Origin of the sequence: Nocardia sp. NPDC049149 (assembly GCF_043197455.1) — a bacterium.
Taxonomy (GTDB): domain Bacteria; phylum Actinomycetota; class Actinomycetes; order Mycobacteriales; family Mycobacteriaceae; genus Nocardia.
On the sequence record NZ_JBICTD010000002.1, the window covers coordinates 518,563 to 541,375 of the forward strand.

Consider the following 22,813-nt stretch of genomic DNA (forward strand, 5'->3'; position numbering starts at 1 on the left):
AACAACTCCTCCCTAGGTTATGAATCGACCATAACCAGGCAACTCGACCGAGCCTGTGGCCACCGTGCCGCGATGAGGGCAGTCGAGCTGAAGTGAGAGGAAGCCGATGACTGCCATCGCCACCGGCACCCCGTCGAACCCACCGAACGAAGCATCAACGCAATCACCGACTTTCGTCCATCAGCTGCGGGGGCGCTGGCTCGAGCACTGGGAGCCGGACAACCCGGCGTTCTGGGCAGCGGGCGGTGACAAGACCGCGCGCAAGAACCTGATCTTCTCGGTGTTCGCGGAAAACCTCGGCTTCGCCGTCTGGGTGCTCTGGGGCACCGTCGTCACCAGCATGGGCGCCGCGGGCTTCGGCTTCCTGGCCGGGCTCGGCAAGGGCGATCCGACCGCGGTGAGCAACGCGCTGCTGCTGTCGTCGACCCCGACCCTGGTCGGCGCCGCGCTGCGCATCCCGTACACCTTCGCCATCCCCAAGTTCGGCGGGCGGGCGTTCACCACGTTCAGCGCTGGGCTACTGCTGATCCCGACGCTCGGGCTGGCGTACTTCATCAACCAGCCGGGCACGCCGATGTGGGTCTTCATGATCCTGGCCGCGCTGGCCGGTGTCGGCGGCGGCAACTTCTCCTCCTCGATGGCCAACATCAACTTCTTCTTCCCCGACGGCAAGAAGGGCGCCGCGCTCGGCATCAACGCGGCAGGCGGCAATCTCGGTGTCGCGCAGACTCAACTGGTGCTGCCGCTGTTGATCACCTTCGGCACGCATCTCACCGCCAAGGACCCCGCCGGCTACCGCTTCGGGCTCACGCTGGCCATCCTGGTCTGGGTGCCGTTCATCCTCGTCGCGGCCTTCGGTGCGCTGCGCTACATGGACAGCGTGTCGAATGCCAAGTCCGACGGTCGTTCCTACAAGCTGGCGCTGACCAACGTGCACACCTGGGTGATGGCCGTGCTCTACATCGGCACCTTCGGCTCGTTCATCGGGTTCTCCTTCGCCTTCCCGACGTTGATCAAGGCCAACTTCCCCGAGCTGACCAAGATCGGCTGGATCACCACGCTCGGCAACCTGGCCTTCCTCGGCGCGCTGGTCGGCTCGGTCAGCCGTCCGTTCGGCGGCTGGGTGTCGGACAAGGTCGGTGGCGCCAAGATCACCCTCTATGTGTTCGGCGGCATGGCCGTGTCGGTCGCGTTGATCATGGCCGGGCTGGAGCTGAAGAGCTTCCCGCTGTACCTGATCTCGTTCCTGCTGCTGTTCGTGCTCGCCGGCATCGGCAACGGCTCGACCTATCGGATGATCCCGACCATCTTCAGCGCCGAAACCAAGAAGTACGCCGCGGAACACGGCCTGAGCCAGAGTGAGTCGGCCGCCTCGGCCCGGCGACAGGCAGGCGCCGCGATCGGTGTGATCGGTGCGGTGGGCGCCGCGGGCGGGTGGCTGTTGCAGCAGGCGCTGCGGCTGTCCAACATCAACTACCACTCGATGGCGCCCGCGTTCTGGGCCTACGCGGTGGCGTTCCTGCTCATGGGTGCCGCAACCTGGTGGTTCTACCTGCGGTCCTCGTTCGCGATCGGTCGCTCGCCGTCCCTGGCCTACGCGAACGTGTAACCGCCGCAGCGCGTTCCCCGGCCTACAGCAGCAGGCGGACCATGTCCGCCGTGCGGGCCAAGCCGGGGAACGCCTCCGGTGTCGAACGCGGGTGCAGCGCGTGCACCGCGAGCCGGAACATGACCGCGCGCAACAACATCTGCGGCCACTCCGGCAGATCCCGCCAGCGCTCCAGCAGCCCGTCGTCGGCGCCGCCCCACGCCAGCGCGTCGACCACGATCACTCCGGCCGCCCACGGCGCAGGCCGCCAATACGGCGTGATGTCGGTGAGCCCCGGCGTGAAAACCCCTGCGAATAACACGGTTCCGAACAGATCGCCGTGCACCAGCTGGGCGGGCGTCTGCACCGGCTTGCGCAACGTGGCCAGCTGACCGATGAGCTCCATGCTGCGCAGACCGTCCGGCGACTGCGACGGCTGAGCCGCCCCACCCGCGCGCAGGCTGCGCAGCGGCACCGCCTCCCAGGCGGCCCGGTCCGCCGCGACGAACACGTCCACATCGACCCACGGCGCGACCGGCGGCTGCACCAGGAATCGGGGTCGTTCGAGGTGCGCCGTGGCCTGATGCAGGCGCAGCGACACCGAAACCACTTCGTCGTGCCTCGGTTCCGGGACACCCTCGAGATAGGTGTCGGCGCGCCAGCCGGACACCACGTAGCGGCCGTCGGTCGCGCGCACCGGGCGGGCCAGGCGCAGCCCGTCCACCTTCAGCGTCTCGCGCACCTTGGCCGACCACGCGGCCCGTGCATGATCGGCGACCGGGCTGAGCACCACGTCCCCGAAACGCCAGCCACCTTCCCAGTCGCCCAAGGTAACCGGTGTCACTTCGCGCAGACCGAACGTGGCACGCACGTGCTCGGGAGGTTCCACAGAAGTCACGGCCGTACCGTACCGCCGGGGTGGACGCTGTACAGGACGCCGCGCCGATGCGCAACCCCCGCCGGTCAGGCTGGGGTCACCAAGCGTCCGTCAGCCGCCGCGGACCGTCAGTAGACCGGCAGCGAGGGGTCGACCTGGCGAGCCCAGGCGATCACACCGCCCTGCAGGTGCGTGGCATCGGCGAAGCCTGCGCGCTTCAGCGCGGCGAGGGCCTCGGCGGAACGGACACCGGTCTTGCAGTGCAACACGATCGGACGGTTCTGCGGCAGTTCGGCCAGCGCCTCGCCGGACAGGATGCGGTCCTTCGGGATCAGCTTGGCGCCATCGATGTGCACGATGTCCCACTCGACGGGCTCACGCACGTCGATCAGCTCGATCTCCTTGCCCGCGTCGAGCAGCTCCTTCAGCTCGCGCGCGGTCACGGTCGAGCCCGCCGCGGCGGCCTGGCCCTCCTCGGACACCACACCGCAGAACGCTTCGTAGTCGATCAGTTCGGTGATCGGCTGCCGTTCCGGGTCGCGGCGCAGCTTGATGGTCCGGTAGTTCATGTCCAGTGCGTCGTACACCATCAGCCGACCGAGCAGCGGCTCGCCGATGCCGGTGATCAGCTTGATCGCCTCGGTCACCATGACCGAGCCGATGGACGCGCACAGCACGCCGAGCACGCCGCCCTCGGCGCACGACGGGACCATGCCCGGCGGCGGCGCCTCCGGGTAGAGGTCGCGGTAGTTGATGCCGCGCCCGTCCGGCGCGTCCTCCCAGAAGACCGAAACCTGGCCCTCGAAGCGGTAAATGGAGCCCCACACGTAGGGCTTGCCCGCCAGCACCGCCGCGTCGTTGACGAGGTAGCGGGTGGCGAAGTTGTCGGTGCCGTCCACGATCAGGTCGTACTCGGCGAACAGCTCGACCGCGTTCTCCGGCTCCAGGCGCAGCTTGTGCAGCCGGACGTCGATGCCGGAGTTGATCTCCAGGATCGAGTCGCGCGCGCTGTCGGCCTTCGGCCGCCCGATATCGGACTCGCCGTGGATGATCTGACGCTGCAGATTCGAAGCATCGACCTCGTCGAACTCGACGATGCCGAGGGTGCCGACGCCCGCGGCGGCCAGGTAGAGCAGCGCCGGAGAGCCGAGCCCACCCGCACCGATGACCAGCACCTTGGCGTTCTTCAGCCGCTTCTGTCCGTCCACGCCGAGATCGGGAATGATCAGGTGGCGGCTGTAGCGGGCCACCTCGTCCTTGGTCAGCTCCGCGGCAGGCTCGACCAGCGGCGGCAGGGACTTAGGTGATGACACGTCCAGGACTCCTCGCATCGAATGGGTCGATCTCGTTGTGCAACATCCGCGACCAGACCGTTCTTCCCGACCTATCGTCGCGCACCGGTCGCCGCGTCAGCCGCGGGGGTACGGCCACGGGTTGAAGCGACATCGCTTGCCGTCCATCGGCACGGCACCGCCCGGCTCGAGCGCGGCGATGTCGTTGTTCTTGATGCCGAAGGTCTGCTGCATCATCACCGGGGCGAGGCCGCCGTCGGTCTCGCACGGCTGGTGCTGGTGGTAGCCGATGGCGTGGCCGACCTCGTGGTTGATCTGGTACTGCCGGTAGGAGCCGATGTCGCCCTCGAACGCGATCGCGCCGCGGACCCAGCGGACCTCGGAGAGCACCACTCGGCCGAGATCGGCGTTGTAGCAGGACGAGTCGATCGGGATCTCGAAACCGCAGGCCTCGCGGCCGGTCTTGCGGGAAGTGAGCGAGATGCGGAACTCGGTGTCGCCCTGGTCGACTCGGCGGAAGGCGAACTTCTGATCCTGGGTCCAGCTCTTCGGGTTGGCCAGGGTGGAGTCGACCAGCTTCGCCACCGACTGATCGCCGCCGAACGCGGTCGTGTCGACGCCGTCCTCGATCTCCACGGTGTAGCGGAACACGGTGTCGGTGCCCGTCCCGACCTGCGCGGTGCCGCCGGGCACCACATGCCAAGAGCCCGAGCCGCTTTCGGCGTAGGGGCCGCCGTCTGGCAGCGCGCCGGTCGGCAGGTCGGTGGGAAAGTGGCCGTCGCCGGGTGGTGCGCCGATGATGCCCGAGTTCGCGGCCCGCGGGCTCAAATGTCCCAAGCCGGGCGCGGTGCCGGCGGCGGTCGACGGATCGCTGCCGCGCACCGCATCGATGACCACCAGCACGGTGACGACGAACAGGACAGGCAGCGCGTAGGCCCGCCAGCCGTAGGTCGAGACGAATCGGCCGAGGGCGCTTTGCTTTTTGACGCTGCGGTCGGGGCGGCCCCGGTCTCTGCCCTCGGCTGCGGCGGTGGGATCCCAACTGGCGCGCAGCGGTTGGTGGGAGCGGTCGGACTGACCGTAGAGGCCGAGCGGGTCATAGATCTCGACGCCGTTGTGATCGCGCCGCACCCCGTCCGAATCAAGCTGTCCGTCATGGTGATTCGCACCGCGCCTCGGCCGGGTAGTAGCACCGGGACGTGGGCGGGCGCGGCGCTCCTCGGTGGTGAATCCGTCGGCGGCGGCATAGCTGTCGCTACCGAGTTCGCCGTCCGGGTCGAAGCCGTCGTCGGATCGGAGCGGGTCGTCGGCATCGAACCGCGACGCAGCGCCGGTACGGGCGGCTGCGCCCCGACGTATCTCCGGGCCGGACCTTGCCACGGGGTCTGACACTACGGAACCGGGCGCGCCGGGACCAGCACGGCGGCGCGAGTCGCGCCCACCGCCGGACGGCCCTTCCCGTCGGTCCTTCACGGACACCAGGTTCTCACAGCGGCCGAGCGGCGCTGTCGGGCACGCCCGCACCGCCCTCAGGTGCGACATTTCTCACCGCCCCGAATGACTTCTCACGCCCGGGTCTAGTGGTCGGCAACAACCGAGTATCGTTCTTGGGATACCCGGTGCATACCCCTTGCCGGGGAATCAACTGGGAGAGCCGAAATGACTGACCTCGTGGACCGGATGGCGTCCCGCAGATCGTCGTCCGAGCCCGCCAAACGCGGCACCCGGCTTCCGCGTGACGAGCGACGTCAGCAGCTACTCGCGGCGGCCAGCGAAGTATTCGTGCAGCGTGGCTATCACGCCGCCGGTATGGACGAGATCTCACAGTGCGCAGGCGTGAGCAAGCCGGTGCTGTACCAACACTTCACCAGCAAGCTGGAGCTGTATCTGGCGGTGCTGCAGAACTACGTGGACATGCTGGTCTCCAGCGTCCGGCAGGCGCTGCGGTCGACCACCGACAACCGCCAGCGGGTACGGGCCGCCGTGCAGGCCTACTTCGATTTCGTCGACAACGAGATGCAGGGCTTCCGGCTCGTCTTCGAATCCGACCTCACCAGCGAGCCGCAGGTGCAGCGCCGGGTCGAGCAGGCCACCGAGGCCTGTGTGGACGCGGTCTTCGATCTGGTCGCCCACGACTCCGGCCTCGACCCGTACCGGGCCCGCATCCTCGCGGTCGGCCTGGTCGGTGCGAGCCAGTTCACCGCGCGTTACTGGCTCGAGGCGGACCGGCCCATCCCGAAGGAAGAGGCCGTCGACACGACGGTGTCGCTTGCCTGGGGCGGTCTGTCGCACGTCCCGCTGCACCCGATCGACTGACGCAAGAACGCGAACGAGCCCCTGCCTCCCGAGGAGGCAGGGGCTCGTTGCTGTTCGGCCGGGTGTGTCTAAACAGTGGCGAAGCCGACGCGGCCCGCGGTTACGGTGCCGATCTCGACGTAGGCGACCTTCGATGCCTGGATCAGGAACTTGCGGCCCTTGTCGTCGGTCAGGGAGACGACGCCGCCGCTGCCGTTCAGCGCATCGGACACCAGCGCCTCGACCTCATCCGGGGTCTGTGAGCTGTTGATCAAGAGCTCGCGCGGGCTATCCGAAATACCGATCTTGACCTCCACGGCCAACCTCCGAACGTAAGAGTCCTGTGCTGTCTCGATAAAGGCTAGTGCAGGGAAACACACAGCGGACAGACGGCTACCTGCGCCCTCAGCGAACACAGGAAAGGCCCGCACGCCGCTGTGCAGGCCTGTCGCGCGAGCACCGTTTACTTGGGCTCGATCAGCTGGATCTCGAGCTCGATGTTGACCTTGTCGCTCAGCATGCCGGGCAGCGGGCCGCCGACGCCGAAGTCGGTGCGCTTGATGGTGCCGGTGGCGGAGAATCCGGCGTGGCGGTCGCCGGTCGCGCCGAACTCCTGCACGCCGCCCCATTCGACGTCGAGGGTGACCGGCTTGGTGACGCCGCCGAGCGTGGCCTCGCCCTCGACCTCGAAGCTCTCGCCGACCTGCACCGGCTCGGTGGCGCGGAAGGTCAGCGTCGGCCGGTTGGCGACGTCGAGGAAGTCCGCGGTGCGGATGTGCGCGTCACGGTCGGCGTTGCCGGTGTCGAACGAGTCGAGGTAGATGGTCGCGCCGAGCTGAGCGGCGCCGGACTCGTCGACCACGAATTCGGTCTCGAACTTGGTGAAGCCGCCGCGCACCTTGGAGATGCCGAGGTGGCGAATGGTGAAGGCGACCGAGGAGTGCGCGGTGTCGAGCGCCCAGGAGCCTGCCTTCAGCGACGTGGTGGTTTCGGAGGAAGTTGTCATGCCAACCACAATGACCGGACCGTGGTCCGTTAACCAGACCGCCGTTATCCTGGACCTGACAGGGCGAGGCTAAGCCTCCTAGGAAGCGGCACGATGGAGCCCATGGCAACCAACGGATTCGCGGAGTTCCTGATCGCGCGCAGGGCCGAACTCCGGCCGGGCGACGTCGGCATGCCGGAAGGCAGGCGTCGCCGGACCCCCGGACTGCGCCGCGAGGAGGTCGCCGTCCGAGCCGGCGTCAGCGCCGACTACCTGGCGCGCCTGGAACAGGGCCGCGACACCAATCCCTCGGTGGCGGTGGTCGACGCGCTCGCCGACGCGCTCTTGCTTCGCGGCAAACAGCGACACCACTTCAGCCTGCTCGCCCTGGCCTCGGGCAACGAATCCCAGTGCCCCGGTAGTGAATCCGCCGAGGAGCAGATCGCAGAGACGATCCAGTCGATCCTGCACGCCTTGCAGCCGACCCCCGCCTTCGTGGTCGGCAGGCGACTCAACGTGCTCGGCTGGAACACCGCATGGGCCGACTTCGCCGCACCCATCGGCCTGCTCGGCACCGAGGGCCAGCCGAATCTGGCCTGGTACACCTTCGTCGATCCGACGGCGCGCACCATGCTGCGCAACTGGTCCGAGGCCGCGGATCTGTTCGCCGCGGCGCTCTTGCGCGCCAAATCACGGTGGCCAGGCGATGATTCGCTGCTGGAAACCATCGATGCGCTGCGCAAGTACCCCGCCTTCGCCGAGCGCTGGAAGCCCCATCAGGTCGGCGCGCCCGCCTCGGGGATGCTGCATATCGACCATCCGGAGCACGGCCAAGTCGCGGTGCCGTTCGAAACACTGGAAGCCGACCGCGATCAGAGCATCGTCGTCTGGCTCGTTGATCAGGCCCAGGTCCAGACGCAGGGTCTGCGCCTGGTCCGGTCCACCGCGGTCAACGAATAGTGCTGGAGTCCAAGCAGGTCTAGATACCCAGCTTGGCCATGCGCTCGGCGTGGCTGGCCTGCATGCGCTCGAACAGCGCGGCAATCCCGTTCAGGTCGCCGGTGGCGCTGAGCACCAGCTCGGTCAGCTCGTCGCGCTGCGCCATCACGTACTGCGCCTGCGTGATCGCCTCGCCGAGCAGCCGCCTACCCCACAGGGTGAGCCGGTCGCGCTCGGAGCGACTCTCCTCGACCGCGCGGCGCACCTCTTCGACCACGAACTCGGAGTGGCTGGTCTCGGCGAGCACGTCCCGGACCACCTCGGCGACCTCGGGAGCAAGCGCGCCGGCGATCTCGGTGTAGAAGTCAGCGGCGATGCCGTCACCGACGTAGAACTTCACCATCGACTCGAGCCAGGTCGAGGGATCGGTGGAGGCGTGGTAAGCATCCAGCGCCCGCACGAACGGCGCCATCGCGTCGAAGATGTCGACGCCGCGATCGGCCAGTGCCGACTCGAGCGCCTTGAAGTGTTCCATTTCAGCGGAGGCCATCTTGGCGACCGCGACCTTGCCCCGCAGGGTCGGCGACAGCTTCGCTTCCTCGGCCAGCCGATAGAACGCCGAGATCTCGCCATAGGCGAGCACCGCGAACAGTTCTATGACCCCAGGATGGTCGGCGGGGATGGAGTCGGTCGACGAAACACCCAGCGCGGCAGGTGACTGTGCTCCCATGCCTCCACCCTAGTACCAGGTCTTGCTGCCTAGAGAGCCGTGTGAGAATTCGCCTCCGCCAAGAACTTGTCCAGGTATGCCCATGTGGTCGCGCGGGCCTCGGGTCCGGTGAGGATGCCGAGGTGGCTGCCCGGCGCGGTTTCGTACCGCACCGTCGCGGCGCCGGTGAGGGTGCGGGTGCCCGCCTCGACGGCGGCGGCCGGGGCGATCACGTCCGAGGGGCCGCCGACCAGCAGCACCGGGGCACTCACCTGGGCCAGCTCGATGTGCCGGTCGCCGAGCTGCACGACGCCCTTGCCGATGTCGTTGTTCAGGATCATGCGACGCCACAGCTGATCGTAGAAACGACCGGGGTAGCCGGGCATCTCGGCCATGAACCGATCGATCGACTCCATCCGCGCCAGCGTCTCGGTGCTGGTGATGTTGTTTGCGATGAACCACGGACGTTTGAGCTCGCGATCCCAGGCGGTGACCTTGTAGGCGAAGCGGGTCAGCGGCGCTGGCACCCCGCCCGTTGCCCGGATGAGCGTCGACATCCCGAGGCCGCCGGTGAGTTTCGCGGCCGCACGCAATTGCGGGATCCCGGCGAGCTTGTCGTAGTCCAGCGGTGCGCCGACGGCGGTGATGGAGCGGACCGGCAGTTCGGGATGCGCGGCGGCGGTGAGCAATGCGAGGGTGCCGCCCAGCGACCAGCCGACCAGATCGACCGGCTTGCCGTCCTGATCGGCGGAGCTGCGCAGCACCGCCTCGGGCAGGATCTCGTCGATCCACTCCTCGAAGCCCATGCCCCGATCGCCGTAGGTGATGTCGCCGTAGTCGATGACATAGGGCGTGCGACCCGTCTCCAGCAGGAACCCGGCCATGCTCTGGTCGCGGCGCAGATCGAAGCAGCTGGCGGGCGCGGCGAGCGGCGGCACCAGCAGCACCGCGGAATCCGTTGCGGCGGTTGCGGTGTCGAATCCGGACCGGCCGGCGCCGCGGCCTGCCGCGCGCTGCTCGAAGCGACGCAGTTGCCGGTGCGGTTCGTCCCACAGCACCGTCGACGGGGTCGGGTCGGGAGCTTCGACGCCGGGGCCGAAGGTCAGCGCCCACGCGTTGCGGGCGGCGATCGTGACAGTGTCCGCGATGTTCACCCCGAGAATGTCTCACATCTCGGTACCGGCGGTAACAGGCAAGGCCCGCTTTGCCGCTACCGCTTCCCCATCGCGACCGGGTTCATCGGCGGCACGACCTCGGCGTACACCCGCTTGACCAGCGGCTCGAGCGAGGTCGTCAGCTCGGTGACGGCATCGGCAGACAGCACGGCAAGTCCGCCGTTCCAGGCCGCCGCATCGGTGCTCGCCTCCACCCGCTCCAGCAATTCGCCGCCGCTGTTGGTCAGCGCCGGATTGGTCGATTCGCCGCGCACCAATCCCCTGGCCCGCAGGTCGTCGAACGCGTCGGACCACTCCTGTTCGGAAAGCCCCCGCGCCCGCCGCATCACCGACTCCGCGACCTTGCCCGCCGCGACCTGCATGATCATCGCGTGGCGGCCGGTAAGTCCGTGCGTCACCAGCGCGGCGATGTGCCCGTCGCCGCGGTGCTCGCGCAACGAGGCGCAGAGCTGCCACAACGCGCCGACCGGATCCGCGGACAACGGCAGTGCCGCATTCGCCGCGAAGAGCGGCCGTCCGGTCGGATCCGCGGCCTCCTGCACCGGAACAAGCAACTCGACCGCGCGCGCACATTCCGCGTCGCCGGCCCCGAGGCCACGGAGCAACGCGGTGGACAGGTCGAGCCGGACATCCAGACACTGCTGCGGCGTGGCGCGCGACCACGCCTCGGGTAGCGCCTTGTTGATCATTTCCTGGTGAAAACCGGCGAAGGTCGCCAGCACTGTGGCAGGGGTCACCGGACCGAGCGGTGCGGCCCGAAATGCGAAGTATGTTTGCCAGTAACCGCGCAGCCCGATCGCGACGCCCGCCTCCTTGACACCGGTCCCGAAATAGACCACGTCATGTAGTGGCTCCAGGGTCGTCCAGATTTGCCGCGCGGGATGAATTGCCATGTCGCGCAGCGTACGTCGATGAACGGGCGCGCGGATACCGGAGATGGGATTTCGAATAATCGGCGGTGCAATTCGAGTGGCGCACAATATCACGCTACAATCGCAGCGGACAACGAAAATTTTCGCTCGACCGAGTTGCCAGATCTATGCGAGCACCGCGCTGCGGTACCGACAGATCGGCCTTTCGAGCAGCGGATTCGTCGTTCAGGAAAATGTGCGCGCACCAGCTCCGCATCACCAGTGCGCCGCGCCGATGTCTCCCGAGGTAGCTGCGCTCCGATCGCCGCACCCGACGACATCCAGAGCGTGGCCGGGTGAGTATCACAGGCGGAGACGTGGTCGTCGCGGGCCGGCCGGTCCGCCCCACCTCGTGCGCGCGGGACGCGATTACGAGGAAGGCACGAACCTGAGCAAGATCACCGTCGAACAGGAACCCGGGGTGGCGGAGACGCTGTTGACCGCCGAACTGGACGCAACACATACCGCACCCACATTTGCCGAATTAGGAGTTCGCGACGAAATCGTCCGCGCGCTCGACGAGATCGGCATCGAACGTACTTTCGCTATTCAGGAACTCACCCTGCCGCTCGCGCTCGCCGGTGAGGATCTCATCGGCCAGGCACGCACCGGCATGGGCAAGACCTTCGGCTTCGGCGTGCCGCTGCTGCATCGCATCGCCACCGCCGACACCGGGACGACGCCGCTGGACGGCACCCCGCGGGCACTGGTCATCGTGCCGACCCGCGAGCTGTGCATCCAGGTCACCAGCGACCTGGAGAACGCGGGCAAGTACCTGAGCAACCACCAGGGCTCGCTGAAGGTGGCCTCGATCTACGGTGGCCGCCCCTACGAGTCACAGATCGCGGCGCTGCGCACCGGCGTCGACGTCGTCGTCGGCACGCCGGGCCGCCTGCTCGATCTGGCGAACCAGAACCATCTGATCCTCGGCAAGATCGGCGTGCTCGTGCTCGACGAGGCCGACGAGATGCTCGACCTCGGCTTCCTGCCCGATATCGAGCGCATCCTCACCATGGTCCCGGACAAGCGCCAGACCATGCTGTTCTCCGCGACCATGCCTGGCCCGATCATCACGCTGGCCCGCACGTTCCTGACCCGCCCGACGCACATCAGGGCCGAGGAACCGCACGATTCCGCCGTGCACGACCGCACCGCGCAGTTCGTCTACCGCGCACACGCGCTGGACAAGAGCGAGCTGATCGCCAAGATCTTGCAGGCCGAGGGTCGCGGCGCCACCATGATCTTCACCAGGACCAAGCGCACCGCGCAGAAGGTCGCCGACGATCTGGCCGAGCGCGGCTTCTCGGTCGGCGCCGTGCACGGTGACCTCGGTCAGATCGCCCGCGAGAAGGCGCTCACCAAGTTCCGCAAGGGCGCCATCGATGTGCTCGTCGCGACCGACGTCGCGGCGCGTGGCATCGACATCGACGACATCACCCACGTCATCAACTACCAGTGCCCCGAGGACGAGAAGACCTACGTGCACCGGATCGGGCGCACCGGCCGGGCCGGGCGCACCGGTATCGCGGTGACGCTGATCGACTGGGACGAGCTGAACCGCTGGGCGGGCATCGACAAGGCGCTCAACCTCGGCATCCCGGAACCGGTGGAGACCTACTCGCGGTCGCCGCACCTGTTCGCCGAACTCGGCATTCCCGAGGGTGTCACCGGCACCGTCCGCAAGGCCAAGCCCGCGGAGCGGGACGAGGACGCGGTCGTGGTGGAACGTCCGGCGCGGGCACCGCGTAAGCGCAACCGCAAGCGGACCGTGCGCGGCAGGCCGATCGACGAGGCCGCGGTGCACGGGGACGGCGCCGACGCCGGGTCCAACGGCACCGACGACGCCGGGTCCAACGGCGCCGACGCGCAGCACAACGGCACGCATCCCGCCGACGACGCGGACGAGAACGGGGACAAGCCCGCTCGGCGCAGGCGGAGCAGGCGGCGCAAGCCCGCAGGCGAGTCCGACAACGGATCCGATTCTGCGGAAACCGCTTCCGACGACGGCGACGCCGAGGCCGCCGACGCGGCCGATCAGCCTGCCCGGCGCAGGCGGCGGCGCCGCAAGCCCGCAGGCGACGGCGTCGCCGAGAGCAGCAGCGTCGCGGTGGAGCCCGCCACGGCTTCGGTCTGACCGACCGGATCCGTTACTCTCGCAATCGTGCTCGCACCCGAGCGGCGAACGCGCGCCGATGTCGTCTCCGCTGCCGCGATCGCCGTACTCGTGGTGATCGCGGCGGTGGTGGTGTGGGCGCGTAGCGATGCCAACAGCACCGAATCCGTCACCGCGGCCGCGCCCGTGCCGACTCCGGTCGCGGCCGACCAGCTGCCGACCGCACTGCGCGAGCTGTGGCACGCGCCGGATCCGGCGGCCGCCAGAGCGTTGACCGCGGCGGGCGTCGTGCTCACCGGCGCCGAAGGCACGGTGATCGGCCATGATCCGCGCACCGGCAACGAGCTGTGGCGCTATCGGCGCGACCTGCCGCTCTGCGGGCTCGAGAGCCAGGCGGCGACCGTGGTCGCGGTGTACCTCGATCAGCGCGGGTGCAGTCAGGCGACGCTGCTGGCCGGTGACAGCGGAGCCAGGCGCACCGCGCGCACCAGCTACATGGACCCGTCCGTGCGGTTGTCGGTCGACGGCACCTACATGCTGGCGCAGGGGCCGAAGCGACTGGAGATGTGGCGTTCGGACCTGGTGCGCACCATCGAGTACGGGTTCGTCGACGCGCCGGTGAACGTGAAAACCCAACCGCGCAAAGGCTGTGCGCTGCTGTCGTCGGGCTCGAGCCCCTCCCGGCTCGCAGTGCTGGAACGCTGCCCAGAGGACACGGCCGACCGGCTCACCGTGCTGAATCCCGCACCGAAGGACAACACGGTGCCCGAGGAGTACGGCTCGCACGTATTGTCCGGTCCTGGAACGGATTCCACCAATGCGCGGGTGCTCGCGGTGTCGGACAACAGGATCGTGGTCTACCTGCCCGGCACACCGGCCGCCGCAGGCGCCGAGGCGACGTCGCCGCGGCTGGCAGTCTTCGACGCCACCGGCAATCCGATTGTGGTGCACCAGCTTTCGGCACCGCTGAGCGACAAGTCGACGACCACCCGAATCGGTTCGGCCTACCTGGTTTTCACCGGCAACAGCCTGATCGCTTTGAACGGCAGCACCTTCGATCCGCTCTGGACCGCGGCCAGCGCGCTCGGCTCCCCCGCCGCGATGGCAGGCAAGCTGCTCATGCCGACGCCGGGTGCGCTCGCGGTCCTCGATCCGGCATCCGGTGGCGAGGTCGCCCGCATCCCGGTGAACCGCACCGATTACACCGGCGCGCCCATCTCGCTCGCGGTGCTCGGCACGACGATTCTCGAGCAACGCGGCACCGAGCTCTACGCGCTCGGCTGAGCACCCCACCCGTGGGAAGACCGGCTTGATTTGTCGGTGCCGTGCGGCACACTGCGGGCATGAGTGAAACTGAGCCCTCGGCAGCGGAATCGACGCCGACCGTCACGTCGTATGACGACCCGGACGCACCGTGGAACCAGGACTTCTCCGAGGCAGACCTGGCGAACTGGAACGACGGCGTCATCGAGGAATTCCGCAGCAACGACGGCAAGGTCGGCGGCTCCTACGCGGGCGCCGAGCTGCTGCTGTTGACCACCACCGGGGCCAAGAGCGGCAAGCCGCGCACGGTTCCGCTCGGCGTGCTTCGCCGCGACGACACCCTCTACCTGAGCTCGTTCATCGAGAACAAGTACCCGGCCTGGTATCACAACGTCACGGTGAACCCGCAGGTCACCATCGAGCTGGCGGGCTCGACCTATCGCGGCACCGCGCACGTGCTCGCGGGCGCGGAGTACGACGAATTCGCGAACTGGGCGCTGACGAACAACCCGTTCCTCGCCGACTTCCAGGCCAAGGTCGAACTCCCGATTCCGCTGGTGGTGCTGACCCTGGACCAGCCGAGCTGATCGGCGATGCCGCGGGGCCGGACGGCACAGTTCGGCCCCGGTGAACCATGATGGATTCATGTCCGCCCTCGACGATGCCCGACTGGTGCTGCTTCGACACGGGGAAACCACCTGGTCCACTCAGCACAAGCACACCGGCCGCAGCGATCTGCCCCTCACCGAGCACGGCGAGGATCAGGCGCGTGCCGCGGGGCCGCTGCTCGCCGCGCTGAAGCTGCGCGACCCGCTGGTGTTCACCAGCCCGCGCAGCCGGGCCATGCGCACCGCGGAGCTGGCCGGGCTCACCGCCGCCACGGTCGATGCCGACCTGGCGGAATGGGACTACGGCGACTACGAGGGCCTGACCACTCCCGAGATCCGCGAATCCGCGCCGGGCTGGACCATTTGGACCGGTACCGTGCCTGGGGGCGAGTCCGCCGATGCGGTGCGGGCCCGTGCGGATCGCGTCCTCGATTCGGTGGAACCCGTTCTGCCGCAACGGGATATCGTCCTCGTCGGGCACGGGCACTTCTCCAGGGCGTTGATCGCCCGCTGGGCCGAATTCGATATCAGGGAGGGCCGCCGATTCGCCATGTCGACCGGCGCGCTTACCGTGCTCGGTTACGAACACGAGACGCGAACCGTCCTGGCGCACAACCTCGTTCCCATCACCACCAGCTGATTTCCCGCTCGAGTTACCCACCGCAATGGAGCTACCCGTGACTGCAGAACTACGCCGCGCCGTCCCCGCCGACGTGCCGGGCCTGGTCGACCTCATCCACGATCTCGCCGAGTACGAGAAGGCGAGCGACGAGTGCACGGTCACCGCCGCACAATTGGAGACCGCGCTGTTCGGCCCGGCCGCAAAGGTCTTCGCGCACGTGGTGGCCGAGGGCGACGCGCTGGTCGGCTGCGCGATCTGGTTCCTCAACTTCTCCACCTGGGACGGCGTGCACGGCATCTACCTGGAGGATCTCTACGTCAAGCCGGAGACCCGCGGCAAGGGCTACGGCAAGGCGCTGCTCGCCGCGCTGGCGAAGGAGGCGGTCGACAACGGCTACAGCAGGCTCTCCTGGGCCGTGCTCACCTGGAACAAGCCCTCGATCGATTTCTACGAATCCCTCGGCGCCGCAGTGCAAGACGAGTGGGTCGGCTATCGGCTCACCGGCTCGGCCCTGGACACCCTCGCCAAGGAAGCGTAGTAAGTTCACCCACAATGACTTGGCTCGGACACATCGACGAACTCACCTGGCCCACCACGCCGGACGAGGCAATGGCGATCCAGGACGAACTGCGCCCCAAGGTGGAAACCACCACGCGGGCACAGGAATTCAGGACCATCGCCGGACTCGACTGCGCCTATGCCGACACCGGCGCGGTCGCCGCGGCCGCCGTCGTCGTGCGGGCGCAGACGCTGGAAACCGTCGATTCGGCGGTCGCCCACGGCTTCTCGGAGTTCCCGTACTACCCAGGGCTGCTCGCGTTCCGCGAGCTGCCGACGACCATGCAGGTGCTGGAGCGACTCCGCACCGCACCAGATCTCTTGGTGTGTGACGCACAGGGTTTGGCGCATCCACGGCGCCTCGGCCTTGCCTGCCACATCGGCGTGCTGACCGGCGTTCCGACGATCGGCGTCGCCAAATCCGTGTGGGGCGACTATCTCGAACCCGGCCCGGAACGCGGCGCACGCACCGACGTCACCATCGACGGCGAGGTGGTCGGCAGCGCGCTGCGCACCAGGGCGGGCGTGAAGCCGGTCTTCGTCTCGGTCGGCCATCGCATCGACCTGGACACCGCGTGCGCTCAGGTGCTCGCCCTGACGCCGCGCTACCGGCTCCCGGAGACCACGCGCCGGGCCGACGCGCTCTGCCGCGCCGCGCTACGCACCGGCGGCGCCGTGGTCAACGGCGCCTGAGCGCAGCGTCACTCGCGGGTGGCGCCGGGATCGACGCCGTAGTCCTCGGCCATCCAGCGGGTGGACGGCGGGGCGAACAGCAGCACCAGCGCGCCGACGGCAACGACGGCGAGCAGCGTGCCGAACACCGGCTGATGCGAGTCGGTGAGCAGCGACCATGCCACCGGAAGCAGCAGCAGTTGTGCGATGACGGCGATCGCTCGGCCCCAACGCTTTCCGAACAACAGGCCGATGCCCGCGGCGAGCACGCCGCCGCCGAGGATGCCGAACCACGCTGCGGTGCCGTACCCGCTCGTCGCGGATTGATCGTGACCGAGCAGCCCGCGCATGATCAACACCAGCGCAACGGTGACGGCGACCGCACCCTCCAGTGTCACCAATCCGCCTGCGCCACGGACCGTCGTCGGCACGCCACCGGAACCGCCATCCTTGCCTCGTTCAGCCACCCGGCAAGCCTACGACCCGCTGTAGTGACGGTGGCTGCTGGCGGGTCCGGTTCAGCGGCTTTTCGGACCCTTCGACGCTGGCGATTAGGCTGCGCATTGTGCGGACGCTGCTGATCGTCAATCCGAATGCCACCTCGACCACTCCGGCGACTCGTGACCTGTTGGCACACGCGCTGGAGAGTCGCACGCAGCTGACCGTCGCGCACACCCAGCATCGCGGCCACGCGGCCGAATTGGCGCAGTGGGCCGCAACCAACGAGATGGACCTGATCGTCGTGCACGGCGGCGACGGGACGGTCAACGAAACCATCAACGGCTTCCTGCCGCTACCCGAACTCAACGACGGTCAGGCGTGGCTGCCGCGCCTAGGCGTGATCCCCGGCGGCTCGGCCAATGTGTTCGCGCGCGCACTCGGCATCTCGCCGGATCCGGTCACCGCGACCAACCAGCTGATCGACCTGCTCACGCTGGACCGGGACCGCCGCATCGGGCTCGGCCTCGCCGATGATCGCTGGTTCACCTTCAGCGCGGGCGTCGGCCTGGACGCGGATGTGTGCGAGGCGATCGATGCCAGCCGCGCGCGCGGTAAAACGGCGACCCCGGCCCGATATCTTCGAACAACAGTGCGACAATTCTTCCGGGCCAAGCGCAACGCGCCGACCGTCGAAGTCGAGATCCCTGGCTACGAACCAGTGAGTGGCGTGCATTACGCCTTCGTAACGAACACGACACCGTGGACCTACCTCAACACCACCCCGGTCCACACGAACCCCGGCACAAGATTCGAAACCGGTCTCGGCGTGTTTGCCGTGCGTTCGATGGCAGTGCTGCCTACACTGCTCCTCGCCAGGCAGCTGTTGGCGGCCGACGGAAATCCCAAGTCTCGCAATTTGTTTCGCGAAGACAACGTTCCGTCCGTGCGCATCGAGACGAAGGAACCCGTCGGTCTGCAAATCGATGGCGACTTTATCGGGAAGCGCAACGTGGTGGATTTCACGGCCGTGCCCGCCGTCCTGGATGTCGTGGCGCCGCGACCGGAGTGATGCAGGAATCGCACGAAAAACATCGTGGTTGTGCTGCGAAAACTGGGTAGAGCGAGTACAAAGGACCGGGCAGGTTCCCCATGTGGGGGCCGATAGAGCGTGAGCTTCCCCACGGTGCACCAGATACCTATTGACATCTACGGTGTTCGTGAAAGCATTCACAAGCAACCGTGCGGAAACATTCGAGTCGCACAAGTGAACGATCCACAAACCGTCGGCGCCCTTTGCGGCGCCCAGCAAAGGAGCAGAGGAATGGACTGGCGCCACAAGGCCATCTGTCGCGACGAGGACCCCGAGCTGTTTTTCCCGGTGGGTAACAGTGGTCCTGCGCTCGCGCAGATTGCCGATGCCAAGCTGGTCTGCGCTCGCTGCCCCGTTACCGCTGACTGCCTGTCCTGGGCCCTGAAGTCCGGACAGGATGCCGGCGTGTGGGGCGGTATGAGTGAGGACGAGCGCCGGGCGCTCAAGCGTCGCAACGCACGCACGCGCACCCGCACCGTCGTCTAGCAGACGTTCGGTTTTACCGGGCATTCAGCCCTCGTCCGGTAAACGCATTTAAGCCCGGCACCTTCGAGGTGCCGGGCTCTCTTGTGCCACAACGCCTATAACGAAACGACCAACTAAGCGGTCTGTGATAGGCGACTAACGACCGGAACGCCTGCCGAGCGGAACACGAAGCACGGCATCGGTTCCGATGTCGGCGCCGGGGTGCAGACCGATAGAACCGCCCAGTTCGGCGGTCACCAGCGTGCGCACGATTTGCAATCCGAGCCGGTCGGAGGATTCCAGGCTGAATCCGGTCGGCAGGCCGCGGCCGTCGTCGCTGATGATCACGTCGAGCCAGCGCGCCGACCGCTCGGAACGGATTGTCACCGTGCCGTTCTCGCCGGAATCGAAGGCGTGCTCGATCGCGTTCTGCACCAGTTCGGTCAGCACCATCACCAGCGGCGTCGCGCGTTCGGCAGAGAAGACACCGAGCGATCCGGCGCGGCGCACCTTGATCCGCGCGGTGTGCACGGTCGCCACATCGGCCATGATCGGCAGCAGCCGATCGACCACCTCGTCCAGGTCGACCTCTTCGTCCACCGACATCGACAGCATCTCGTGCACCGACGCGATCGAGGTGACCCTGCGCACCGACTCGGTAAGCGCGACCTGCGCCTCCTCGTTCTCGGTTCGCCGCGCCTGCAGGCGAAGCAGCGCGGCGACGGTCTGCAGGTTGTTCTTCACCCGGTGGTGGATCTCGCGGATGGTGGCGTCCTTGCTGAGCAGCGCGCGATCGCGGCGCTTCACCTCGGTCACATCGCGGACCAGCACTGCGGCACCGGCCAATTCGCCGTGCGGCCGCAGCACCAGGGTGCGCAGCAACACGGTCGCCCCGCGCGCCTCGACCTCCATCCTGCGGCCGGTGCGGCCCGCAAGCGCGGCCTGGATGTCGCCGACCACCTCTTGGGCGTCGAACGGGTCGGTGATCAGCGAGCGGGTGAGCACCGCGAGATCCTGGCCCGCGAGGTCGGCCTGCAAGCCCATCCGGTGATAGGCGGACAGGGCATTCGGGCTGGCGTAGACGACGATGCCCTCGGTGTCGAGGCGGATGAAGCCGTCACCGGCGCGCGGGCTGGAATGGGTGGCCGCGCGGTCCTCGGTGGTCGGGAAGCTGCCGTCGGCGATCATCTGGCACAGATCGTCGGCACAAGCGACATAGGCGATCTCGAGGGTGCTGCGCACCCGAGACCGCTGCACATCGGTGTCCCTGCTGAGCACCGCGATCACGTCGTCGCCGCAGCGCACCGGAATGGCCTCGCGCACCGCGTGCACCGGTGTGGGGTGATAGACGCCGGAGGTCTCGACATCGCGGTCGGCGCGGACGATCTTGCCGGACATCAACGCGTCGAACACTTGTGGGTGATCGGCCTGCAGGGCCAAGGTGCCGACCAGATCCTCCTGATGCACGGTCGGCGCGGTGGTCGGGCGGCATTGCGCGACACAGACGATGTCGGCGCCCTCCGCGATCGGTCCGGCACCGACCCACAGCAGCAGATCGGCAAAGGACAGGTCGGAGAGCAACTGCCAATCACCCACCACGCGCTGCAGATGATCCACGGCGACGCCGGGTAGGTCGGTGTGCTCGGCTAACAGTTCACTCAGGGTCGCCATGTAGGTCTACCGCCGCAATCGATCAGGAGATGACAGCGATTAGATGACCGGCCTTGATCGCGTCGCCCTCTTTGACGCCGATCGAGGTCACCGTGCCGCCGACCTCGGCGAGCACCGGAATCTCCATCTTCATCGACTCGAGTATGACCAGCGTGTCGCCCTCTTCGACCTCGTCGCCCTCGGCGACCACGACCTGATACACAACCGACACCAGCTCGGCGAGCACTTCCTCAGCCATGACACCCCATTCACTCGGTTGGTCGGGCGGCACGCTCGGGTGGGTTCGACAAGCCCAGCCGTACGGCGCGCATCCGCTGCAGGTACAGCCAACCACACATGAAACAATGGCCTTCAATCAGAAGGGAGACTACCTATGGGTAAGCGCGGACGTAAGAAGCGTAGTCGTAAGGGCAGCGCGGCCAACCACGGCAAGCGGCCAAACGCCTGAGCCACGGCTCGGACGAAAAACGCAGAGCGGCTGTGCTTTTGGCCGCGGGGCCGCGGCGTTGTTCGCGGCCCCTTAGTCTTGCGTCTCAGCTGTCGAGACTCGCGCCTGCGGCGCATGCGCTTCGACAGCTGAGACGCAAGACGGCCGCGAACCGGTCGCTCGTAAGACTCGCTCCGTCGTGGGTGCGTGAGTCGGCGAGGTGGCCGCGCGGGCGTTACTCAGGACTCGGATGTCTCGATCTCGGTGACCGTGACCGTGCGACGGATCTCGATGGTCAACCGCTCGCGCAGCGCGTCGGGAGCCCGGTCGCCGCCGCACTTGCGGCTCAGCATCCGCTTGATCTTCTCCTCGACGCCGTACGCCTCGATGCACGGCGAGCAGTGATCCATGTGATGCTGCAACCGAGCGCGCGTCTCGTCGTTGCACTCACCATCGAGCATCAGCCAGATATCCGTGAGGACGGCGGTGCAGTCGAGGTCCATATCGGGGTCCCGCTCCGTGCTCACGACTCCGCCTCGCTGACGCTCGGCTCCGTCGCGCCCACGGGCGCGCTGTAGCGTCGGTTCGCTCGCTGACGCTCGCTCACTGCTTAACCTCCTGGCGTTCCCCCGAACGGTTGAATCCGCGTTCGCGCGCCACATCGGCGAGCAAACCCTTGAGCTGCTTGCGGCCTCGGTGCAGCCGGGACATCACCGTACCGATGGGGGTGCCCATGATGTCGGCGATTTCCTTATATGGAAAGCCTTCGACATCGGCGTAGTACACGGCCATCCGGAATTCCTCCGGCAGCTCCTGCAACGCGGCCTTGATGTCGTCGTCGGGGAGCGCGTCCAGCGCCTCGACCTCGGCCGAGCGCAGACCCTGCGAGGTGTGCTCGGCGGTGGCCGCCAGCTGCCAGTCGGTGATCTCGTCGGTCGGATACTGCGCGGGCTGACGCTGCTTCTTGCGGTAGGAGTTGATGTAGGTGTTGGTCAGGATCCGATACAGCCAGGCACGGAGGTTGGTGCCCTCCTTGAAGGACTTGAAGCCCTGGAACGCCTTGACGTAGGTCTCCTGCACCAGGTCCTCGGCGTCGGCCGGGTTCCTGGTCATCCGCAACGCGGCACCGTAGAGCTGGTCGAGCAAGGGAAGCGCGTCACGCTCGAACCGCTGAGCCAACTCCGTGTCGTCGACCGCGGCGCCGGCGCCGCCGGTCACCACATCACTGTCCAACTCGCCGGCCTGTCCGTGGTCCTGCTCCGCTGCCGCCTCCGGGCCCGTCGCTCGCGCCGCATGGTCGCTCGTCACACCTGTCCCTTCGATCGCCGTACCTGCCAAATCTACCGGCAGTGGCAATGCGACAGGGAACCCGGCTTCCGTCGGTGGCGTTTGCGTCCATACCGGACGTTCGTCGAGCAAGACAGACACCGACATCTCCTTTGCGTCGTTCACGGTGGCGATTCGCGGGCGGTGAAGGGACGATCAGGCCCCTTCGAGCGCTATGTATTTGCTTGCAACATGCGTGCCACGCCCTCTGTTCCCGCGGCGATTCCCCGGCCGCGCCCGTTCATCGCCGCGCACCGCGTCGTTAAGGTGTCCGCCATGGCAGCTGCCTCGACTCCGGCGATCCGGACCCTGACCCAGGCGAAAGTGGCCCATCGGGTGCACGCCTATAAACACGACCCGCGCGCGGATTCCTACGGCACCGAGGCGGTCGACGCACTCGCGGCGGAACTCGGGCTCGATGCGGCGCAGATCTTCAAGACGCTGGTGCTCGAACTGGCGAACGGCTCGCTCGCCGTCGCAGTGCTTCCGGTGCCGAACACGTTGTCGCTCAAGGCCGCAGCGGCCGCACTCGGTGTCGCGAAGGCGAGCATGGCCGACAAGACGAAGGCCGAGCGGACGACCGGATACGTGCTCGGCGGCATCTCGCCGCTCGGTCAGCGCAAGCTGTTGCCGACCGTCGTCGACGATTCGGCGCTGACCTGGGATCGGGTGCTGTGCAGTGCGGGGAGGCGCGGCTTGGAGATCGAGGTGGCGCCGGCCGACCTGATCCGGCTGACCTCGGCGGTGACCGCCACGGTGAGAACCGGTCAATCCGGCTGATTCGGC

26 protein-coding genes are annotated in these 22,813 nt (G+C 67.6%); 13 read left to right on the forward strand and 13 right to left on the reverse strand.

Going from position 1 to position 22,813, the window contains the following annotated elements; translation table 11 throughout:
- Nucleotides 1-106: 106 nt before the first annotated feature.
- Nucleotides 107-1,609 (forward strand): MFS transporter, encoded by a 1,503-nt coding sequence (locus tag ACGFNJ_RS08075; protein ID WP_393444767.1) that lies wholly within the window; start codon nucleotides 107-109, stop codon nucleotides 1,607-1,609.
- Between the two features lie 22 nt (nucleotides 1,610-1,631).
- Here the strand turns inward: ACGFNJ_RS08075 and ACGFNJ_RS08080 are convergent, their stop codons facing one another.
- The 3 genes from ACGFNJ_RS08080 to ACGFNJ_RS08090 all read right to left on the reverse strand — a co-directional run bounded on the left by ACGFNJ_RS08080 (nucleotide 1,632) and on the right by ACGFNJ_RS08090 (nucleotide 4,861).
- Entirely contained in the window at nucleotides 1,632-2,486 is an 855-nt protein-coding gene (locus tag ACGFNJ_RS08080) for a TIGR02569 family protein (protein WP_393444769.1), read from the reverse strand.
- 107 nt (nucleotides 2,487-2,593) lie between these two features.
- Nucleotides 2,594-3,778: an adenylyltransferase/sulfurtransferase MoeZ gene (gene moeZ / locus ACGFNJ_RS08085; protein ID WP_069163555.1), complete on the reverse strand. Its 1,185-nt coding sequence runs from the start codon at nucleotides 3,776-3,778 to the stop codon at nucleotides 2,594-2,596.
- A 96-nt stretch (nucleotides 3,779-3,874) separates the two neighbouring features.
- Nucleotides 3,875-4,861: a DUF3152 domain-containing protein gene (locus ACGFNJ_RS08090; RefSeq protein ID WP_393445897.1), complete on the reverse strand. Its 987-nt coding sequence runs from the start codon at nucleotides 4,859-4,861 to the stop codon at nucleotides 3,875-3,877.
- 555 nt (nucleotides 4,862-5,416) lie between these two features.
- Between ACGFNJ_RS08090 and ACGFNJ_RS08095 the strand changes: the two genes are divergently transcribed.
- On the forward strand, nucleotides 5,417-6,073 hold the full coding sequence (locus ACGFNJ_RS08095; protein ID WP_069163556.1) for a TetR/AcrR family transcriptional regulator: 657 nt from the start codon (nucleotides 5,417-5,419) through the stop codon (nucleotides 6,071-6,073).
- 68 nt (nucleotides 6,074-6,141) lie between these two features.
- On the opposite strand, the gene ACGFNJ_RS08100 is transcribed toward ACGFNJ_RS08095, so the two are convergent.
- The gene (locus ACGFNJ_RS08100) at nucleotides 6,142-6,369 is read right to left on the reverse strand and encodes a DUF3107 domain-containing protein (RefSeq protein WP_393444773.1); all 228 of its coding nucleotides are present in this window, start codon (nucleotides 6,367-6,369) and stop codon (nucleotides 6,142-6,144) included.
- Nucleotides 6,370-6,515: 146 nt separating this feature from the next.
- On the reverse strand, nucleotides 6,516-7,058 hold the full coding sequence (locus ACGFNJ_RS08105) for a YceI family protein (protein ID WP_393444775.1): 543 nt from the start codon (nucleotides 7,056-7,058) through the stop codon (nucleotides 6,516-6,518).
- 102 nt (nucleotides 7,059-7,160) lie between these two features.
- Here ACGFNJ_RS08105 and ACGFNJ_RS08110 point away from each other — a divergent pair, with 102 nt between their 5' ends.
- Complete coding sequence (locus ACGFNJ_RS08110) at nucleotides 7,161-7,997, forward strand: helix-turn-helix transcriptional regulator (RefSeq protein ID WP_393444777.1); 837 nt, start codon at nucleotides 7,161-7,163, stop codon at nucleotides 7,995-7,997.
- 19 nt (nucleotides 7,998-8,016) lie between these two features.
- Here the strand turns inward: ACGFNJ_RS08110 and ACGFNJ_RS08115 are convergent, their stop codons facing one another.
- From ACGFNJ_RS08115 to ACGFNJ_RS08125, 3 genes are read right to left on the reverse strand one after another with little or no spacing between them, the layout of a single operon-like run.
- The gene (locus ACGFNJ_RS08115; RefSeq protein WP_069163560.1) at nucleotides 8,017-8,706 is read right to left on the reverse strand and encodes a ferritin-like fold-containing protein; all 690 of its coding nucleotides are present in this window, start codon (nucleotides 8,704-8,706) and stop codon (nucleotides 8,017-8,019) included.
- 29 nt (nucleotides 8,707-8,735) lie between these two features.
- Complete coding sequence (locus ACGFNJ_RS08120; RefSeq protein WP_393444780.1) at nucleotides 8,736-9,839, reverse strand: alpha/beta fold hydrolase; 1,104 nt, start codon at nucleotides 9,837-9,839, stop codon at nucleotides 8,736-8,738.
- A gap of 56 nt (nucleotides 9,840-9,895) precedes the next feature.
- A complete protein-coding gene (locus tag ACGFNJ_RS08125; RefSeq protein WP_393444782.1) occupies nucleotides 9,896-10,753 on the reverse strand; it encodes a hypothetical protein in 858 nt (285 codons plus the stop codon).
- A 370-nt stretch (nucleotides 10,754-11,123) separates the two neighbouring features.
- On the opposite strand from ACGFNJ_RS08125, the gene ACGFNJ_RS08130 reads away from it, so the two are divergent.
- Genes ACGFNJ_RS08130 through ACGFNJ_RS08155 form a run of 6 tightly spaced genes read left to right on the forward strand, consistent with a single transcriptional unit; the run spans nucleotide 11,124 to nucleotide 16,628 of the window.
- Complete coding sequence (locus ACGFNJ_RS08130) at nucleotides 11,124-12,905, forward strand: DEAD/DEAH box helicase (RefSeq protein WP_393444784.1); 1,782 nt, start codon at nucleotides 11,124-11,126, stop codon at nucleotides 12,903-12,905.
- A 27-nt stretch (nucleotides 12,906-12,932) separates the two neighbouring features.
- Nucleotides 12,933-14,168 carry a PQQ-binding-like beta-propeller repeat protein gene (locus ACGFNJ_RS08135; RefSeq protein ID WP_393444786.1) on the forward strand — a complete coding sequence of 412 codons (1,236 nt, stop codon included), beginning with the start codon at nucleotides 12,933-12,935 and terminating at the stop codon, nucleotides 14,166-14,168.
- Nucleotides 14,169-14,227: 59 nt separating this feature from the next.
- Nucleotides 14,228-14,734, forward strand: a complete 507-nt coding sequence (locus ACGFNJ_RS08140) for a nitroreductase/quinone reductase family protein (RefSeq protein ID WP_393444788.1) — start codon at nucleotides 14,228-14,230, stop codon at nucleotides 14,732-14,734.
- A 58-nt stretch (nucleotides 14,735-14,792) separates the two neighbouring features.
- A complete protein-coding gene (locus ACGFNJ_RS08145) occupies nucleotides 14,793-15,395 on the forward strand; it encodes an acid phosphatase (protein ID WP_393444790.1) in 603 nt (200 codons plus the stop codon).
- A 37-nt stretch (nucleotides 15,396-15,432) separates the two neighbouring features.
- Complete coding sequence (locus ACGFNJ_RS08150; RefSeq protein ID WP_393444792.1) at nucleotides 15,433-15,915, forward strand: GNAT family N-acetyltransferase; 483 nt, start codon at nucleotides 15,433-15,435, stop codon at nucleotides 15,913-15,915.
- Between the two features lie 14 nt (nucleotides 15,916-15,929).
- Nucleotides 15,930-16,628, forward strand: a complete 699-nt coding sequence (locus tag ACGFNJ_RS08155; protein ID WP_393444794.1) for an endonuclease V — start codon at nucleotides 15,930-15,932, stop codon at nucleotides 16,626-16,628.
- Between the two features lie 8 nt (nucleotides 16,629-16,636).
- Here the strand turns inward: ACGFNJ_RS08155 and ACGFNJ_RS08160 are convergent, their stop codons facing one another.
- Nucleotides 16,637-17,074 (reverse strand): hypothetical protein, encoded by a 438-nt coding sequence (locus ACGFNJ_RS08160; protein ID WP_393444796.1) that lies wholly within the window; start codon nucleotides 17,072-17,074, stop codon nucleotides 16,637-16,639.
- Nucleotides 17,075-17,172: 98 nt separating this feature from the next.
- On the opposite strand from ACGFNJ_RS08160, the gene ACGFNJ_RS08165 reads away from it, so the two are divergent.
- Together ACGFNJ_RS08165 and ACGFNJ_RS08170 are read left to right on the forward strand one after the other, a co-directional pair.
- A complete protein-coding gene (locus ACGFNJ_RS08165; RefSeq protein ID WP_393444798.1) occupies nucleotides 17,173-18,117 on the forward strand; it encodes a diacylglycerol/lipid kinase family protein in 945 nt (314 codons plus the stop codon).
- A 252-nt stretch (nucleotides 18,118-18,369) separates the two neighbouring features.
- Nucleotides 18,370-18,624 (forward strand): WhiB family transcriptional regulator, encoded by a 255-nt coding sequence (locus ACGFNJ_RS08170; RefSeq protein WP_011211115.1) that lies wholly within the window; start codon nucleotides 18,370-18,372, stop codon nucleotides 18,622-18,624.
- A gap of 135 nt (nucleotides 18,625-18,759) precedes the next feature.
- On the opposite strand, the gene ACGFNJ_RS08175 is transcribed toward ACGFNJ_RS08170, so the two are convergent.
- Complete coding sequence (locus ACGFNJ_RS08175) at nucleotides 18,760-20,274, reverse strand: sensor histidine kinase (RefSeq protein ID WP_393444801.1); 1,515 nt, start codon at nucleotides 20,272-20,274, stop codon at nucleotides 18,760-18,762.
- 22 nt (nucleotides 20,275-20,296) lie between these two features.
- Complete coding sequence (locus ACGFNJ_RS08180; protein ID WP_393444803.1) at nucleotides 20,297-20,512, reverse strand: biotin/lipoyl-binding carrier protein; 216 nt, start codon at nucleotides 20,510-20,512, stop codon at nucleotides 20,297-20,299.
- A 135-nt stretch (nucleotides 20,513-20,647) separates the two neighbouring features.
- Between ACGFNJ_RS08180 and ACGFNJ_RS08185 the strand changes: the two genes are divergently transcribed.
- Nucleotides 20,648-20,722 (forward strand): 50S ribosomal protein bL37, encoded by a 75-nt coding sequence (locus ACGFNJ_RS08185; protein ID WP_095887907.1) that lies wholly within the window; start codon nucleotides 20,648-20,650, stop codon nucleotides 20,720-20,722.
- A 218-nt stretch (nucleotides 20,723-20,940) separates the two neighbouring features.
- Here the strand turns inward: ACGFNJ_RS08185 and rsrA are convergent, their stop codons facing one another.
- Both rsrA and ACGFNJ_RS08195 read right to left on the reverse strand, forming a co-directional pair.
- On the reverse strand, nucleotides 20,941-21,204 hold the full coding sequence (rsrA, locus tag ACGFNJ_RS08190) for a mycothiol system anti-sigma-R factor (protein ID WP_069163572.1): 264 nt from the start codon (nucleotides 21,202-21,204) through the stop codon (nucleotides 20,941-20,943).
- A gap of 100 nt (nucleotides 21,205-21,304) precedes the next feature.
- Entirely contained in the window at nucleotides 21,305-22,135 is an 831-nt protein-coding gene (locus tag ACGFNJ_RS08195) for a sigma-70 family RNA polymerase sigma factor (protein WP_393444805.1), read from the reverse strand.
- A gap of 168 nt (nucleotides 22,136-22,303) precedes the next feature.
- On the opposite strand from ACGFNJ_RS08195, the gene ybaK reads away from it, so the two are divergent.
- On the forward strand, nucleotides 22,304-22,807 hold the full coding sequence (gene ybaK / locus ACGFNJ_RS08200) for a Cys-tRNA(Pro) deacylase (RefSeq protein WP_393444807.1): 504 nt from the start codon (nucleotides 22,304-22,306) through the stop codon (nucleotides 22,805-22,807).
- Nucleotides 22,808-22,813 lie beyond the last annotated feature (6 nt).

What these genes read in the sequence shown, in the direction of transcription:
- ACGFNJ_RS08075 (WP_393444767.1), top strand. Translation starts at nt 107, where the DNA reads ATGACTGCCATCGCCACCGGCACCCCGTCGAACCCACCGAACGAAGCA.
- ACGFNJ_RS08095 (WP_069163556.1), top strand. Translation starts at nt 5,417, where the DNA reads ATGACTGACCTCGTGGACCGGATGGCGTCCCGCAGATCGTCGTCCGAG.
- ACGFNJ_RS08105 (WP_393444775.1), bottom strand. Translation starts at nt 7,058, where the DNA reads ATGACAACTTCCTCCGAAACCACCACGTCGCTGAAGGCAGGCTCCTGG.
- ACGFNJ_RS08110 (WP_393444777.1), top strand. Translation starts at nt 7,161, where the DNA reads ATGGCAACCAACGGATTCGCGGAGTTCCTGATCGCGCGCAGGGCCGAA.
- ACGFNJ_RS08115 (WP_069163560.1), bottom strand. Translation starts at nt 8,706, where the DNA reads ATGGGAGCACAGTCACCTGCCGCGCTGGGTGTTTCGTCGACCGACTCC.
- ACGFNJ_RS08125 (WP_393444782.1), bottom strand. Translation starts at nt 10,753, where the DNA reads ATGGCAATTCATCCCGCGCGGCAAATCTGGACGACCCTGGAGCCACTA.
- ACGFNJ_RS08140 (WP_393444788.1), top strand. Translation starts at nt 14,228, where the DNA reads ATGAGTGAAACTGAGCCCTCGGCAGCGGAATCGACGCCGACCGTCACG.
- ACGFNJ_RS08145 (WP_393444790.1), top strand. Translation starts at nt 14,793, where the DNA reads ATGTCCGCCCTCGACGATGCCCGACTGGTGCTGCTTCGACACGGGGAA.
- ACGFNJ_RS08155 (WP_393444794.1), top strand. Translation starts at nt 15,930, where the DNA reads ATGACTTGGCTCGGACACATCGACGAACTCACCTGGCCCACCACGCCG.
- ACGFNJ_RS08170 (WP_011211115.1), top strand. Translation starts at nt 18,370, where the DNA reads ATGGACTGGCGCCACAAGGCCATCTGTCGCGACGAGGACCCCGAGCTG.
- ACGFNJ_RS08175 (WP_393444801.1), bottom strand. Translation starts at nt 20,274, where the DNA reads ATGGCGACCCTGAGTGAACTGTTAGCCGAGCACACCGACCTACCCGGC.
- ACGFNJ_RS08180 (WP_393444803.1), bottom strand. Translation starts at nt 20,512, where the DNA reads ATGGCTGAGGAAGTGCTCGCCGAGCTGGTGTCGGTTGTGTATCAGGTC.
- rsrA (WP_069163572.1), bottom strand. Translation starts at nt 21,204, where the DNA reads ATGGACCTCGACTGCACCGCCGTCCTCACGGATATCTGGCTGATGCTC.
- ACGFNJ_RS08195 (WP_393444805.1), bottom strand. Translation starts at nt 22,135, where the DNA reads ATGTCGGTGTCTGTCTTGCTCGACGAACGTCCGGTATGGACGCAAACG.
- ybaK (WP_393444807.1), top strand. Translation starts at nt 22,304, where the DNA reads ATGGCAGCTGCCTCGACTCCGGCGATCCGGACCCTGACCCAGGCGAAA.